We start from the raw sequence: 15,314 nt of genomic DNA, 5'->3' as shown, positions 1-15,314 counted from the left end.
TGCGATGCACGCGCGATCGCGCCGGTGGCGCGGCGACGTCCCATTTTTTCTGCCGTAAGGAGGGCAGCGATGCGCAACCGAACCACTCTGACGATCTTGGCCGCAGCGATCATGTCGATTTCATCGACGAGCATGGCCGGGCCGGCCCCTACCCCGAGCCAAAGCGCGGCCAAGCCGATGGGCAACCACGACTGGTGGCCGCGCACGCTCGACCTGTCCGCGTTGCGCCAGCACGAAGCGCAATCCAATCCCTACGGCGCCGATTACGACTACGCCAAGGAATTCGCCACCCTCGATCTCGATGCGGTCAAGGCCGACATCCGCAAGACGCTGACCACCTCGCAGCCGTGGTGGCCGGCCGACTACGGCCACTACGGCCCGTTCTTCATCCGCATGGCCTGGCACAGCGCCGGCACCTACCGCGTCGGCGACGGCCGCGGCGGCTCGGACGGCGGCGAACAGCGCTTCGATCCGCTCAACTCCTGGCCCGACAACGTCAGCCTGGACAAGGCGCGCCGGCTGGTGTGGCCGATCAAGCAAAAGTACGGGCGCAAGCTGTCGTGGGGCGATCTGATGGTGCTCAGCGGCAACGTCGCGCTGGAAGACATGGGCTTCAAGACCATCGGTTTCGCCGGCGGCCGCGTCGATGCGTGGCAGCCCGACGTGGTGTTCTGGGGCCCGGAAACCAAGATGATGGCCGACCAGCGCCGCGACGCCAAAGGCAATCTCAAAGGCCCGCTCGCCGCGACCCAGATGGGTTTGATCTACGTCAATCCGGAAGGGCCCAACGGCAACCACGACCCGATTTCTGCCGCCGCCGACATCCGCCGCGCGTTCGGCAACATGGCGATGAACGACGAGGAGACGCTGGCGCTGATCGCCGGCGGCCACACCTTCGGCAAGGCTCATGGCGCGCACAAGCCGGACAAGTGCGTCGGCGCCGAGCCGTCCGCCGCGGTCATCGAGCAGCAGGGATTGGGCTGGCAAAACAAGTGCGGCAAGGGCAACGCCGAAGACACCGTCAGCAGCGGCCTGGAAGGCGCGTGGTCGGCCAATCCGATCAAGTTCACCACCCAGTATCTCGACAACCTGCTCGGCTTCGATTGGGTGAAGACCAAGAGCCCGGCCGGCGCGACCCAGTGGATTCCGACCGATGCGTCGGCCGCGCGTCTGGTGCCCGATGCGCACATCAAGGGCAAGACCCACGCGCCGATCATGTTCACCACCGACATCGCGATCAAGGAAGACCCGGGCTTTCGCAAGATCGCCGATCGCTGGCACGAGAATCCGCAGGAGTTCGCCGATGCGTTCGCGCGCGCCTGGTTCAAGCTGACCCATCGCGACCTCGGGCCGCAGGCGCGTTACCTGGGCAAGGACGTTCCCAACCAGACCTTCGAATGGCAGGACCCGCTGCCCAAGGCCGCGGCCGCGCCGTTGAACGAGGCGGACCAGCGCAAGCTCAAGGCGCAGTTGCTGGCCTCGGGACTGACCGCGCCGCAGCTGGTGCGCACCGCCTGGGCCTCCGCGTCGACCTTCCGCGGCACCGACATGCGCGGCGGCGCCAACGGCGCGCGCCTGCGCCTGCAACCGCAACGCGGCTGGGCGGTCAACGATCCGGCCGAGCTGGCGCAGGTGCTGAGCAAGCTCAGCGCAGTGCAGAGCGCGTTCGCCCAGGGCGGCAAGCAGGTCTCGATGGCCGACCTGATCGTGCTCGGCGGCAACGCCGGCATCGAACAGGCGGCGGCGCAGGCCGGCTACCGCGTCGCGGTGCCGTTCGCGCCGGGCCGGGTCGATGCGACCCAGGAGCAGACCGACGCTGCGTCGTTCGCCTACCTGGAGCCCAAGGCCGACGGTTTCCGCAACTACTACGGCCCCGGCGCCGAACTCGACCCGGCCGCGGCGCTGGTCGACAAGGCCGATGCGCTCGACCTGACCGTGCCGGAGATGACCGTGCTCGTCGGCGGCCTGCGCGTGCTGGGCGCCAACGCCGGCCGCTCGACGGCGGGCGTGTTCACCGCTACGCCGGGCAAGCTCGACAACGCCTTCTTCGTCAATCTGCTGTCGATGGACACCGTGTGGTCGAAGTCGGCCGCGCCGGGTTTGTTCGAGGGCAAGGATCGCGCCTCGGGCGCGGCGAAGTGGACGGCGACGCCGGTCGATCTGGCGTTCGGCTCCAACTCCGAGCTGCGCGCGGTGGCCGAGGTCTACGCCTCGGACGATGCGAAGCAGAAGTTCGTCGACGACTTCGTGCGCGCCTGGGCCAAGGTGATGAACGCGGATCGTAGCTGAGCGGTCGGGGGCTAGCGATCTCGATCGGATCGGCCGTCATGGCTCGCGTCGTCGCCCCGCAAGGGGCGGCGGCGCGAGGTTCGTTGTGGGCTTTCGCTGGGCTTTGGCCCAGGTCGCGGCGAGCGGGTACGCAGGCATCGGGCCTGAAGGCCCTCGCACAAAAGCTGCGGCGAGCGGGCACGAAAGCGTCGGGCCTGAAGGCCCTCCCACATGCGAGCAGGCGGCGGGCGGCGCGGTGCGCTCAGCGGCCGGGTTCGTCGTCCCAGAGGATCTTGTGCAGCTGCAGTTGGAACCGCACCGGCAGGCGGTCGGCGACGATCCAGTCGGCCAGGTCGCGCGGGCGCACCTGGTGGAAGCTCGGCGAGAACATCACCGCGCAGATCGAGGTCAGCCCGTGCTCGGCGACGATGCCCTTGGACCACTCGTAGTCCTCGCGGCTGCAGATCACGAACTTGATCTGGTCGCGCGCGCTCAGCAGCGGCAGGTTGCTCCACAGGTTGCGGTGCGCTTCCTTGGAATCCGGGGTCTTGATGTCGAGCACGCGCGACACGCGCGGATCGACCGCGGCGATGTCGATCGCGCCGGAGGTTTCCAGCGAGACCTCGTAGCCGGCATCGCACAGGCGCTTGAGCAATTCGATGCAGCGCTTCTGCGCCAGCGGCTCGCCGCCGGTCACGCAGACGTGGCGCGCGCCGTGCTGGGCGACCTCGGCCTCGATCGCTTCGAACGTCCACCACTCGCCGCCGTGGAAGGCGTAGGCGGTGTCGCAGTATTGGCAGCGCAGCGGGCAGCCGGTCAGGCGCACGAACACCGTCGGCCAACCGATGCTGTCGGATTCGCCTTGCAGCGACAGGAAGATTTCGGTCAGCCGCAGGCGCTCGGAGGACGGCGCGGCGGCCGTCTCGGAGACAACGGCGTTCATGGCGGGACTCAGTTGCGCAACCGGCTCAGCTGGATCGCGTTGAGGCGATCGGCGGCCGTGCGCGCGGCGTCGGTACCGGGATACCGGTTGGCCACGTCGGCGAGCGTGCGCTCGGCGGCGTCGACCTGTTTCAGCCCGAACTGGGCCAGGCCGACCTTGAGCAGGGCCCCGGCGGCCTTGTCGTGGGTCGGATAGCGATCGAGCAGGGACTGGAACTGCTCCTGCGCGAGCTGGTAGTTCTGGGTGACGTAGTAGCTCTCGCCCAGCCAATACAGCGCGTTGGGCGTGTAGGTGCCGTTCGGGTGCGCGGCCAGGAACTCCTGGAACAGACGCGCCGACTCGACGTACTGCCCGGCCTTGAGCTGGTTGAACGCGGCGTCGTAGGCGGCGCGTTCGTCGCCGCTCTGCGCCAGCAGGCCCGGATCGCCGTGCACGCTGGGCGGAGTGTCCTTCACCGCCGGCGGCGGCGGCGAAGGCTTGGCGGACGCCTGCGGACCCGGCGCGGCGGCGGCGGGCGCGCCGCTTTCGAGCCGGTTGAGGCGGTTGTCGGTATCCAGGTACTGGGCCTTGCTCGATTCCTGCAGTTGGCGGTTGTGCTGCTGCAATTCCTCGACCTGCGAGCGCAGGGCCTGCATTTCCGACTTGAGCTGGTTGACCTGGTTGAGCAGGTCCATGTTGGCCTGGTTGTCGGACGCGCGCTGTTCCAGCGTCGCGACGCGATCGGCCAGGCTCGCGCGCTGGGCGAAAGCGGGCGTGGCGGCGGCAAGGGCCGCCACGACTGCCAAGGCTAGGGCGAATTTGCGCATCGCTGATCAGCCTTTGTCTGGGTTGCTCGGAAGGTCCGACCGCTTACTTGGCGGTGTAGACGATCTCGACGCGGCGGTTCTTGCCCCAGCAGTCTTCGTTCGACTCGGTGCACACCGGACGCTCTTCGCCGTAGGACACGACGGTGATCTGGCTGCCCGAACCGCCGTTGGCCTGGATGGCCGACGACACGGCATTGCCGCGGCGCTCGCCCAGGCCCAGGTTGTATTCGCGGCTGCCGCGCTCGTCGGCGTTGCCTTCCAGGGTCATGCGCGAGGACGGACGGTCGCGCAGGTACTTGGCGTGGCAGCCGACGATGGCCTGGAACTCCGGCTTCAGCGAATCCTGGTCGAGGTCGAAGTAGACCACGCGCTGGCGCAGGCAGGCGTCGGTGTCCAGGTCGTTCGGGCCGTAGGCGCCCGAGGCGACCGGGCCGGTCTCGCCGCCCGGCTGGGTGGTGGTCGAACCCGGGCCGGTATCGGTCGGCACGTTTTCCTTGACCTTCTTCGAGCAGGCGACGGCCGCGGTGCAGAGCACGGCGGCGAGCAGAATGCGGGCAGCGTTGTTCATGGGTATTCCTCGTCAGTGTGTAACGTGGGGCAGGAGTCGTTCGGGGATTGGTGCAGGCGTGTTCCGGCGCGTCTGCGCGTGGGGGCCGGCCGGCGCGTCAGCGCGGCAGGCGATAGGGCCCCCAGGCCGGTTCGCGCACGTCGCCGTCGGCGAGCACCAGGCGCTGGCGCACCCGGGCATCGGCGGAAACGGCATACAGCACGCCACGGCGTCCTTCGCGCGCAGCATAAATGATCATGGAGGCGTTCGGGGCAAAGCTCGGCGATTCGTCCAGCGAACCCGGCGACAGGGTGCTCCACAGGGCGCCGCCGGTGCTCGAATCCATCACCGCGATCCGGTAGGTGTTGCCGGCGCCCTGGGCGGTGGCGATCTTCTTGCCGTCGAAGGACACGCTGGCGCTGGCGTTGTAGCTGCCCTGGAAGGTCACCCGGGTGGCGCTGCCGCCGCTGGCCGCGACCGAGTAGATCTGCGGCTTGCCGCCGCGGTCGGAGGTGAAATAGATCTTGCCGCCGTCGGCCGACCAGGTCGGCTCGGTGTCGATGCCGAAGTGGTTGGTCAGCTGGGTCAGCGCCTTGCTGCCCAGGTCCATCACGTAGATCTCGGGGTTGCCGCTGCGCGACAGGGTCAGGGCCAGGCGGCGGCCGTCGGGCGAGAACGCCGGGGCGCCGTTGATGCCGCGGAACTTGGCTACCAGTTCGCGGCTGCCGGTGCCGATGTTCTGGATGTAGATCGAGGAGTTGCCGCCTTCGAAGCTGACATAGGCCAGGCGGTTGCCGTCCGGGCTCCACGACGGCGACAGCAGCGGCTCGGGCGAGCGCACCACGGTCTGCGGGTTGTAGCCGTCGGAGTCGGCGACCATCAGCGCGTAGTTGCTGCCGCGGCCGGTGCCGGTGGCGGTGACGTAGGCGATGCGGGTGAAGAACGCGCCGCGCACGCCGGTGATCTTCTCGTAGATGGCGTCGGCGACCTGGTGGGCGACATCGCGCATGGCGTTGGCGCGCGCGGTCAGGGCGAAGCCGAGCAGGCGCTGCTGCTTGCCCACGTCGTACAGCTCGTACTCGACCCGGTAGCTGCCGGCGCCGGCGTCGAGCACGCGGCCGACCACGATGTAGTCCTGGTTGAGCGCGCGCCAGTCGGGGAAGCTGATTTCGTTGCCGCGGGTCGGCTTGGCCGCCATCTGCTCGACCGGCAGACCGCGGAACTGGCCGGAACGGTTGAGGTCGTTGCGGACCACTTCGGCCACGTCGGTCGGCGGAGCGGCGCCGCCGCCCTGGTAGGGCATCGGCACGACCGCGATCGGGGTGGCCGAAGCCAGGCCGCCGACGATGTCGATCTCCAACCCCTTCTGCTGGGCCGATGCGGCGAGGGGAAGCAGGACGGCGAGCAACGCGGTCAGCCAGCGCAGGGGTCGTTTCATCGGCACTCCGTGAAAATCCAACGGGGGTTTGTTCAGGTTCGGCATTGTTAACGCTGTTGGGTGAACGTTGGCTCAAAACCCGGCGTCAATTTGCGTTTCAAAGTGTTAGCGCAGCGCGTACGCCGGCGAACGGCGGACAAAAAGGCGCGAAAAACGCCTTTAGCGACGCAACCGGGCAGCATCGGACCCGCCGGGACAGGCCGCCGGCCCATCGGGCGGGCCGCCCGACCCGGCAAGGCCGGACGCCCTCAGCGCTCGCGCACCTGGCGCCACCAGCGCTTGACCCGGCCCTCGCGCTCGTCCGGTTCCGGCACGTGCACGGCCAGCCGCAGGCGCGGTTTGAACACTTGTTGGTAGCCCTGGTACGGCAACGGGCTGGCCGCGCGTACCGCCGCCAGCAGGCTGTCGCGCGCGGCCGCGTCGAGGCCGCAGGGCTCGATCGCCCGCACCGCGTTGACCGCGCCGCCGGCCGCCTGATCCAGTTCCAGGGTGCAGACGCTGTCGGCGGCGGCGCTGTCCGGCGGCCGCCAATGCTGGCCGATGGCCTGGCGCAGCACTTCGTAATAGCGCAGCTGGTTCTGCGGCAGGCAGTGTTCGGCGCTGTCGCAGGCGCGGCCGATTTCGTTCTTGGCCGCGAACGCGGGCGCTGCGGCGAAGGCCGCACCCATCAGGGACGCGACTAACAGCAAACGGCGGAAAGCGGCGCGCATCAGCGGTCCTCGGCGCGGAAGTTGAGGATCAGGCTGCGCTGGAACACGCTTTCGAATCCGGCATAGGGCAAGGGCTGGGCCTTGAGCACCGCGGCCTCGACCGAACGCCGGCCGGCCTCGTCGTAGCCGCAAGGCTCCATCACTTCCACTGCGATCACCTGCCCGCCCGGCAACTGGCGGATGTTGAGGCGGCAGGCCGCGCCCAGCGGCACCGAATCCGGGCGCGTCCACTTGGAAGTGATCGCCGACTGCAGCGCCGCCTGATAGCGCGCCAGCAGGCCGGCATCGGTGCCCTGGTTGCCGGCCTGGGCGGCCGGCGTAGCGGCGGCGGTCTGGCTGGCCTGGGTGGCGCGGCGGTCGGCGAGCTGCTGCAGCTTCTGTTCGGCCAGGCTCTGTTCGCGCTGCAGGCGCGCGCGCTCGCGGCGGATCTCTTCGAGCTTCTTCTGCCGCTCGGCTTCCTGTTGCTCGGCCAGGCGCTGCTTCTGCTGCGCCTCTTCCTGGCGCTTCTGTTCGGTCAGGTCGACCTGCTCCTGCCGCGCCTTGGCCTCCTGCAGCTTCTTTTCCTCGGTCGGGTTCGGCGTGGGCGTGTCGACCACCTGCTCCTGGCTGGTGGTGTCGGGCACCGGGATGAAGTCCTGCGGCGACTGTTGCTGCGGCGCGACCGCGTCCTGCGGCTTGGGCTCGGCGACCGGCTGCGGCAGCGGCTCGGCCTCGTCGGGCTGCGGCTCGGGCAGTTCGACCGGCTTGACCTTGCTGCGCAGGGTGCGCTGCATCGCCGCCGACAGGTCGCTCATTTCCGCCAGTTCGGTGGTCACCGGCGAACCGGCGGCCGACACCGCCGCGCTGTTCCAGTTGAGCAGCGCGCTGATGATCAAGGCGGCGATCAACAGGCCGTGCAGCAGCACGACCAGGATCACCGCCTGTACCGTATCGGCGCGGGACTCCTTCATTGCTTGCCCTTCTCGGGCTGGCTGATCAGGCTGACCTTCTCCACCCCGGCCTTCTGCAGGATGTTCATCGCATCCATGACCGGCTGGTAGTTGGCGCGGCCGTCGCCGGCGATGTAGACCTGCAGCTTGTCCTTGTCGTTCTGCTTGACCATCGCGCTGACTTTCGTCGACAGCGTTTCGGCGGTCACCGCTTCCTTCTTGCCTGCGCGGACCGTCAGGAACAAGTTGCCGCGCTCGTCGACCTGGACCACGACCGGGTCGCTGGTGGTGTTGGTCGACTTGGCGTTGGACTTGGGCAGATCGACATCGACGCCCAGGGTCAGCAAGGGCGCGGTGACCATGAAGATGATCAGCAGCACCAGCATGACGTCGATGTACGGCACGACGTTGATGTCGGCCTTGAGCTTGCGTTTGTTCGGGCGGCGGATGGTGCCGGACATGGCGGGTTCCTCTGGTGGCGCCTGATCAGGCGGGGCGCGGCGCCGCAGTTCGGCGCGGCGCGCGCCCGCGGCGCGGGCTGTGCGGTGCGGTGGCGGTCGCCCGCATCACTCGTCCAGGTGCGCCTGCCGCTGCAGGATCGAGGAAAACTCTTCGGAGAACGCGTCGTAGCGCACCGCCAGCCGCTCCACGCCGGTGGCGAAGCGGTTGTAGGCCCACACCGCCGGGATCGCCACGAACAGGCCCATCGCGGTCGCCAGCAGCGCCTCGGAGATGCCCGGGGCGACGTCGGCGATGCCGACCTGCTTGGACGCGGAGACCAGCGAATGCATGGTCACCATGATGCCGAACACGGTGCCGACCAGGCCGATGTAGGGCGAGGTCGAGCCGATGTTGGCCAGCAGTTCCAGGTTGTGCTCCAGGCCGTCGACCTCGCGCGAACCGGTCGCGCGCATCGCCCGCTGGGCGCTTTCGATCTGGGCGCGGGCGTCGACGCCGCGGCGCTGGCGCACGCGGTTGAACTCGCGAAAGCCGGCTTCGAAGATCGCTTCCAGCCCGCCGATGTTGCGCGCGCGCTCGGTGGTGCCGGCGTAGAGCTTGGACAGTTCGGCGCCGGACCAGAAGCGCTCTTCGAAATGATCGGCCTCGGCCTTGGCGCGGCGGATCACTTTCCACTTGCGGAAGATGATGAACCAAGAGGTCAGCGAGGCGACCACCAGCAGCGCCATGATGAACTGCACCGGCAGGCTGGCCTTGATCACCAGGTCCAGCAGGCTGAATTCGGCGGCGGCCTGGCCGGCGGCGGCGGCGCCCTGGGTCACCGCCTGGGTGGCTTCCTCCGGCAAGGCTTGCACAGTCGTGGCCAGAAGCGCGATCAGCGATGACGTCATGCTCGGTTCTCCGTAGCCCGATGCGCGGGCTTGTGTGGGGCGTGCGGCGCGTCGGGAGTCAACGGGCCGCGGGATGCTGTGGGGTTGAAGCGCTGGGGTCGAACGCGGTGGGTCGCAAACGCGGGTTTCGCCTGGCGCGGGTGTCGCTGCGCGTGGGTCTTGCTACGCGCGGGTTTTACTACTGGATCCGTGAAGCCGTCTGCAACGCGCCCAGCCAGCGGCGCGGCGCGCGCCTCAACCGCCCGGCTCCGGCGCTTCGCGCGCCTGCAACTGCGCGTACAAGGCCGGCGGGATCGGACACGGGCGCAACTGCCGCGCGTCGACCGAGGCGATCTTCACTTCCGCCTCGATCAGCCGCTCCTCGCCGCGCATGACCTGCTGGACGAAGATCAGGCTGGCGCGGCGGCAACGCACGAGCCGCACGGTGACCTGCAGTTCGTCGTCCAGCCGTCCGGGCTTGAGGAAGCCGATCTGCATGCCGGCGACCACGAACACCAGCCCGTGCTCCAGGCGCAGGCCTTCCTGGCCATAGCCCAGGGCGCGCACCCATTCGCTGCGCGCGCGCTCCATGAAGGCCAGGTATTGGGCGTGGTACACCAGCCCGCCGGCGTCGGTATCTTCCCAATAGACGCGTGTCGGCCAACTGAATAAGCCGGGATTCGCCGCGGAATTCGCCGATATCGCGCTCATGCGCGCGCTCCTCGCGGGCCGGCGGACGCCGGCGTCGACGCCGTGGGCATCAGAACAGGTCTCCCGAATCGATGGCGCGTTCGCCCGGCCGGTCGCGCGGGTCCAGGCCGAAATGGCGGTAGGCGCGCGAGCTGGCCATGCGGCCGCGCGCGGTGCGGATCAGATAGCCCTGTTGGATCAGGAACGGCTCGATCACATCCTCCAGCGTGCCGCGCTCCTCGCTCAGCGCCGCGGCCAGCGACTCGACTCCGACCGGGCCGCCGTCGAAGGATTCGATGATGGTCTTGAGCAGGCGCCGGTCGAGGTCGTCGAAGCCTTCCGGATCGACCTTGAGCATCGCCATGGCGGCGTCGGCGACGGCGCGGTCGATATGACCGTTCGCGCGCACCTGGGCGTAATCGCGCACGCGCCGCAGCAGGCGGTTGGCGATGCGCGGGGTGCCGCGCGAGCGCCGGGCGATCTCGCCCGCGCCCTCGGCCTCGCAGGCGATGCCCAGGATCTGCGCCGAGCGGCGCACGATCTTGGTCAGCTCCTCGGCGTTGTAGAACTCCAGCCGCTGGACGATGCCGAAGCGGTCGCGCAGCGGCGCGGTCAGCAGGCCGGCGCGGGTGGTCGCGCCGATCAGGGTGAACGGCGGCAGGTCGAGCTTGATCGAGCGCGCCGCGGGGCCCTCGCCGATCATGATGTCGATCTGGTAGTCCTCCATCGCCGGGTACAGCACTTCCTCGACCAGCGGCGAGAGGCGGTGGATTTCGTCGACGAACAGCACATCGTGCGGCTGCAGGTTGGTCAGCAGCGCGGCCAGGTCGCCGGCCTTTTCGATCACCGGGCCGGAGGTCTGGCGCAGGTTGACCCCGAGTTCGTTGGCGATGACGTGGCTCAGCGTGGTCTTGCCCAGGCCCGGCGGGCCGAAGATCAGCACGTGGTCGAGCGCCTCGCCGCGGCCCTTGGCGGCCTCGATGTAGATCTTGAGCTGCTCGCGCACCGGCTGCTGGCCGAGGTACTCGTCCAGGCGCTTGGGCCGGATCGAGGCCTCGATGGCGTCGTCTTCGCGGGTGGCGCCGGAGCCGATGATGCGCTGATCGTTCATGCGGATATGTTCGCATGGGACGGGGCACGGGCGCAGTGGCGGAAAGTACCGGGCGGCGCGGCGGGCGGATTTCGCGGCCGCAGCGCCCGTGGACGGATCGCGCGGCGGCGCCGCGGCGGGCGCCGGCCGCAGCGGGCGCCCCCTGCCCTGCGGGCGCGCAGATCAGACGAAATGCACGTCGTAGCGCTCGTGCATCCGCGCCAGTTCGTCCGCGCCGACCTCGCCGCGCAGGATCTTCGGCAGCGCGCGGAAATAATCGAAGCGGTCGGTGCCCGGCGCCAGGGTCACGAACACGTCGGCGACCTCGCCATCGCCGGCGCGGAAGGAATGCACCACGCCGGCCGGGATCACCGCCAGGCCGCCTTGCTCCAGCCGCACGGCCTCGCCGTCGATCAGCATCTCCAGGGTTCCTTCGAGCACGTAGAACGCCTCGCTGGAGCGCCGGTGCAGGTGCGGGCGGGCGCCGGCCGCGCCGGGCTGCAGGCGCAGGCGGTTGCAGCCCAGGGCGCCGCAGCAGTCGCTGGCGTCGGCCAGCAGCCACAGTTCGCTGCCGTCGCCGCGCAGCAGTTCGGCGTCGCGTTGCTGGATCACGAACGCGCGGGCGTCGGAACGCAGGTCGGTCATCGCACACTCCTCGTCGCAGGCGGTGGCGACGAGGCTAGGCGGGCGCCGCGCGCGGCCGCAATCCGGCACGGATGGAACGGTTCTTCCCGGGCCGCGGCGCGGATCGCAGCATTCCCGCCGCAACGCTTGCCGGCAGCGGCGATCGCGGTTAGACGATCTCGCCGCGGCGCAGGTCGGCGAAGAAGCGGTGGAAATCGCGGGCGCGGTAGAGCTCGACCAGTTCGCCGAAGAATTCGAACGCGACGACCTCGGGCTCGTCGTGCGGGCCGCGTTCGCGATAGTCCAGGCACAGCAGCCATTCGATGTTGTGCGTGGCCAGGATCAACAGGCGTTCGCAGCCGGCGTAGCTGCGCACGAAGCCGTAGAGCGCGTCGCTGCTCTGGAAAGCCGCGGCCCAGTCGGCCAGCGTCTGCAGGCTGGCGAGCGCGAACACAGCCTCGCCGGGCACGACGCTTTCCCAGTCGTACAGATGCCACGAAGGCTGGCGCCGCAGCGGCACCCAGGCGAACTCGGTGCTGCCGCCGTCCTGGCGCAGGTACAGCGCGCGCAGCAGCGCCGGCAGGCGCAGGCCCAGACGGGCCTCGGCGGCGGCGAGCGCGGCCTCGTCGGCCGGCGCGGCGCCACCCCGGGCCCAGTAGCCGGGGCCGCTCCAGAACGTGTCCAGGCTCGGCGGCTGCGGGTCGCAGCGCAGCACCGCGCGCGGGTCGTGCCGCGCCTGCAGCGCCGGGTTCCAGTATTGGATCTCGACCAGATCGGCGAGGAATTCGGCGTGGCCGGGATAGTCGCGCAGGCGCTGGCGCTGGTCGGTCAGCACGATGCGCGGTGCGCCGGGCGCGCTGTAGTCCAGGCACAAGGTGCCGTTGTCTTCGCCCAGAGCGATGGCGATCAGGCGGCGGTCGTCGGCGGCCAGCGCGGCGAAGGCGTCGTCGCGGTAATCCTCGCGCCGGCGCAGTTCGGCCAGCGAGAACCACTCGGCCAACGGCAACAGCCGCGCGCGCGGCACCAGCCAGTCGGCGTCGATCCAGTCGTCGCTGTGCCGCGAACGCGCCCGTGCCATCCTCACCGCGCCGCCGTCGTAGCGCGCGTACAGACTGCGCAGCCACGCCGGCAACTCGATGCCCAGGCGCGCCTGCACTGCGGCGATGTCCTCATCGCCGGCCGCGCCGCGGCCGAGGTTGCGCGGCTCGTCCCAGAACGTGTCCAGGCTCGGCGCGCAGCCGTAGACCCGCCAGTCCAGGACGCTGCCGCCCACCTCAGATCTCGACCTGCGCGCCCAGCTCGACCAGGCGGTTGCCCGGAATCCGGAAGAACCCGGTCGCCGGCGCCGCGTTGCGGTGCATGAAAGCGAACAATCGGTCGCGCCAGATCGGCATGCCGCGGTGGCGGCTGGCGACCACGGTCTCGCGGCTGGCGAAATAGGTGGTGTCCATTGGGTCGAACCAGACCCCGCCGGCATCGCACGAGCGCATCAGCGCCAGCGGCACGTCGGGCACTTCCATGAAGCCGAAGCGGATCAGCACGCGGTAGAAGTCGTTGCCGATCGCCTCGATCTTGAGCCGCTTCTCCTTCGGCGCGTACGGCACGCCGAGGGTTTCCACGGTCAGGAACACATTGCGCTCGTGCAGCACCTTGTTGTGCTTGAGGTTGTGCAGCAGCGCGTGCGGCACCACGCCCTTGTCGGCGGTCATGAAGATCGCCGTGCCCGGCACCCGCACCGGCGGCGCCAGCATCAGGCCGGGCAGGAAGCTGTCGAGCTGGATGCCTTCCTTGCGCACCTCTTCGTGCAGCAGCTCGCGGCCGCGGCGCCAGGTGCGCAGCAGGGTGAACACGATCAGGCCCAGCGCCAGCGGGAACCAGGCGCCGTCGAAGAACTTGGCGCCGTTGGCGATGACGAAGCCGACGTCGACCACGAAGAACAGCACGCACAGCGGCAGCACCCACTTGCGCCAGCGCGGCCACAGCGCGCGCGCGACCAGGGCCAGCAGCAAGGTGTCGATCAGCATCGTGGCCGAGACCGAAATGCCGTAGGCGGTGGCCAGCGCGGTCGAGCTGCGGAACGCCAGCACCACGGTGATGACCGCGATCGCCAGGATCCAGTTGATGTACGGCACGTAGATCTGGCCGATGGTGCTGCTGGAGGTGTGCTTGATCTGCATGCGCGGGATGTAGCCCAGCTGCATGGCCTGGCGCGACACCGAGTAGGCGCCGGTGATGACCGCCTGCGATGCGATCACCGCGGCCATGGTCGCCAGCACGATCATCGGATACAGCGCCCACGACGGCACCGATTCGAAGAAGGGATTGACCACCGCGCGCGGGTGGTTGAGCACGAACGCGCCCTGGCCGAGGTAGTTCAGCATCAGGCTCGGCAGCACCATGATGTACCAGGCCCAGCGGATCGGCTTGGCGCCGAAGTGGCCCATGTCGGCGTACAGCGCTTCGCCGCCGGTCACCGCCAGCACCACCACGCCCAGGATCAGCACCGACTGCGCGCCGTGCTCCATGAAGAAGCGCGCGCCCCACATCGGGTTGAGCGCCTTGAGCACTTCCGGGCCTTGCAGGATGTTGTACACGCCGATGGCGGCGAGCGAGACGAACCAGATCATGGTGATCGGCCCGAACACCTTGCCGACCTTCTCGGTGCCGAAGCGCTGGGCCAGGAACACCATCACCAGGATCAACACGGTGATCGGCACGATGAAGCGGTGCAGGCCGGGCGCGGCGACCTCCAGGCCCTCGACCGCGCCGAGCACCGAGATCGCCGGGGTGATGACGCTGTCGCCGAAGAACAGCGAGGCGCCGAAGATGCCGAGGATGCCGACCACGTACGCCGAACGCCCGCCCTTGGCCAGCGTGCGCTGGGCCAGGGTCATCAGCGCCATGATCCCGCCTTCGCCGTCGTTGTCGGCGCGCATGATGATGGTGACGTACTTGACCGTCACCACGATCATCAGCGCCCAGAACACCAGCGACAGGATGCCCAGCACCGTGTCGTGGTTGCTGGTGAGGTGGAAGTGCGGCGAGAACGCCTCTTTCAGCGTGTACAGCGGGCTGGTGCCGATGTCGCCGAAGACGACGCCGATCGCGCCCACGATCAGCCCAGGAAGGCCCTGCTTGGAGCCGTGATGGCCTGAGCCGTGTCCGTCCGCGCCGTCGTGGCCGTGAGCGTGCTTGGCGTGCTTATCGGAAGAGGGAACGGTAGAAGACATGGTGGTCGGATTCCGGGCGGTGTCCCGCCATGGGCGGGCTCAACGCAGCGCGGACTTTAGCGCTTTGCGGATGATGGCGGCGGCATCGTCGCCGGCGGCGGTGGCGTCTCGCGCCATGCGCGCGGCTTCGGCCGGCTTGTAACCCAGTTGCTGCAGCGCCACCACCGCCTCGCTTTGCGGATCGGCGGGAATGCCGCCGCTGGGCAGGGTCGCGCCGCTGCCGGCGAGGTCGGCGGCGCGGTCGCGCAGTTCCACCACCATGCGCTCGGCGGTCTTCTTGCCGATGCCGGGGATGCGGGTCAGCGCGGTGACGTCGCCGGTCTGCACCAATCGAGCGAACTCGTCCACCGACACGCCCGACAGCACCGCCAGCGCGATCTTGGCGCCGATGCCGCTGACCTTCTGCACGTCGCGGAACAGCCGCCGCTCGCTCTCGCGCAGGAAGCCGTACAGCGAGACGCTGTCTTCCTTGTGCGCGTAATGGGTGAACAGCGCGACCTCGCGGCCGACCTCGGGCAGGTCGTAGAACGTGCTCATCGGCGCTTCGAGCTCGTAGCCCACGCCGTGCACGTCGACCACCAACCACGGCGGCTGCTTATGCACCAGGATGCCTTTGAGGCGACCGATCACAGGGTGACTCCAAAAGAACGGCGCGACCCGCCGTGGCCGGCGCGTCGCAGGAAAAGGACGGAAATCGGGGCAAAGCGCGGA

General features: G+C 69.2%; 15 protein-coding genes. 1 reads left to right on the top strand and 14 read right to left on the bottom strand.

The genetic code is table 11. The features are described 5' to 3' along the window. Positions 1-132 precede the first annotated feature (132 nt). Positions 133-2,289: a catalase/peroxidase HPI gene (gene katG / locus BLU84_RS03280; protein ID WP_211664504.1), complete on the top strand. Its 2,157-nt coding sequence runs from the start codon at positions 133-135 to the stop codon at positions 2,287-2,289. A 241-nt stretch (positions 2,290-2,530) separates the two neighbouring features. On the opposite strand, the gene queE is transcribed toward katG, so the two are convergent. From queE to ruvA, 14 genes are all read right to left on the bottom strand, one after another. Then, positions 2,531-3,211: a 7-carboxy-7-deazaguanine synthase QueE gene (gene queE / locus BLU84_RS03275; protein ID WP_074862856.1), complete on the bottom strand. Its 681-nt coding sequence runs from the start codon at positions 3,209-3,211 to the stop codon at positions 2,531-2,533. Positions 3,212-3,219: 8 nt separating this feature from the next. After that, complete coding sequence (gene ybgF / locus BLU84_RS03270; RefSeq protein WP_074862854.1) at positions 3,220-4,017, bottom strand: tol-pal system protein YbgF; 798 nt, start codon at positions 4,015-4,017, stop codon at positions 3,220-3,222. 43 nt (positions 4,018-4,060) lie between these two features. Then, positions 4,061-4,585, bottom strand: a complete 525-nt coding sequence (gene pal / locus BLU84_RS03265; RefSeq protein ID WP_074862852.1) for a peptidoglycan-associated lipoprotein Pal — start codon at positions 4,583-4,585, stop codon at positions 4,061-4,063. Between the two features lie 97 nt (positions 4,586-4,682). Then, positions 4,683-6,002: a Tol-Pal system beta propeller repeat protein TolB gene (gene tolB / locus BLU84_RS03260; RefSeq protein WP_074862850.1), complete on the bottom strand. Its 1,320-nt coding sequence runs from the start codon at positions 6,000-6,002 to the stop codon at positions 4,683-4,685. 248 nt (positions 6,003-6,250) lie between these two features. Next, on the bottom strand, positions 6,251-6,712 hold the full coding sequence (locus BLU84_RS03255; protein ID WP_074862847.1) for an energy transducer TonB: 462 nt from the start codon (positions 6,710-6,712) through the stop codon (positions 6,251-6,253). Further along, positions 6,712-7,662 (bottom strand): TonB C-terminal domain-containing protein, encoded by a 951-nt coding sequence (locus tag BLU84_RS03250; RefSeq protein ID WP_074862845.1) that lies wholly within the window; start codon positions 7,660-7,662, stop codon positions 6,712-6,714. Before BLU84_RS03250 ends, BLU84_RS03255 begins: the two co-directional genes overlap by 1 nt. After that, positions 7,659-8,102, bottom strand: coding sequence for a protein TolR (tolR, locus tag BLU84_RS03245; protein WP_074862843.1), 444 nt, complete (start codon positions 8,100-8,102; stop codon positions 7,659-7,661). The genes BLU84_RS03250 and tolR overlap by 4 nt, the downstream gene beginning before the upstream one ends. Positions 8,103-8,207: 105 nt before the next feature. Next, positions 8,208-8,990, bottom strand: a complete 783-nt coding sequence (gene tolQ, locus BLU84_RS03240) for a protein TolQ (protein ID WP_074862841.1) — start codon at positions 8,988-8,990, stop codon at positions 8,208-8,210. 234 nt (positions 8,991-9,224) lie between these two features. Continuing rightward, on the bottom strand, positions 9,225-9,680 hold the full coding sequence (gene ybgC, locus BLU84_RS03235) for a tol-pal system-associated acyl-CoA thioesterase (protein ID WP_074862838.1): 456 nt from the start codon (positions 9,678-9,680) through the stop codon (positions 9,225-9,227). Positions 9,681-9,729: 49 nt separating this feature from the next. Continuing rightward, positions 9,730-10,770: a Holliday junction branch migration DNA helicase RuvB gene (gene ruvB, locus BLU84_RS03230; RefSeq protein WP_074862836.1), complete on the bottom strand. Its 1,041-nt coding sequence runs from the start codon at positions 10,768-10,770 to the stop codon at positions 9,730-9,732. Between the two features lie 162 nt (positions 10,771-10,932). Continuing rightward, complete coding sequence (locus BLU84_RS03225) at positions 10,933-11,394, bottom strand: cupin domain-containing protein (protein WP_074862834.1); 462 nt, start codon at positions 11,392-11,394, stop codon at positions 10,933-10,935. A 148-nt stretch (positions 11,395-11,542) separates the two neighbouring features. After that, on the bottom strand, positions 11,543-12,646 hold the full coding sequence (locus tag BLU84_RS03220; protein ID WP_074862833.1) for an SMI1/KNR4 family protein: 1,104 nt from the start codon (positions 12,644-12,646) through the stop codon (positions 11,543-11,545). Position 12,647: 1 nt separating this feature from the next. Further along, complete coding sequence (locus BLU84_RS03215; protein ID WP_074862831.1) at positions 12,648-14,603, bottom strand: potassium transporter Kup; 1,956 nt, start codon at positions 14,601-14,603, stop codon at positions 12,648-12,650. Between the two features lie 39 nt (positions 14,604-14,642). Beyond that, complete coding sequence (gene ruvA / locus BLU84_RS03210; RefSeq protein WP_074862830.1) at positions 14,643-15,233, bottom strand: Holliday junction branch migration protein RuvA; 591 nt, start codon at positions 15,231-15,233, stop codon at positions 14,643-14,645. Between the last annotated feature and the right edge of the window lie 81 nt (positions 15,234-15,314).

This window comes from Lysobacter enzymogenes (genome assembly GCF_900106525.1).
In the GTDB taxonomy this organism is placed as follows: domain Bacteria; phylum Pseudomonadota; class Gammaproteobacteria; order Xanthomonadales; family Xanthomonadaceae; genus Lysobacter; species Lysobacter enzymogenes.
Note: the sequence above shows the minus strand (reverse complement) of the source record. Positions and strands in the feature narration are given on the sequence as shown.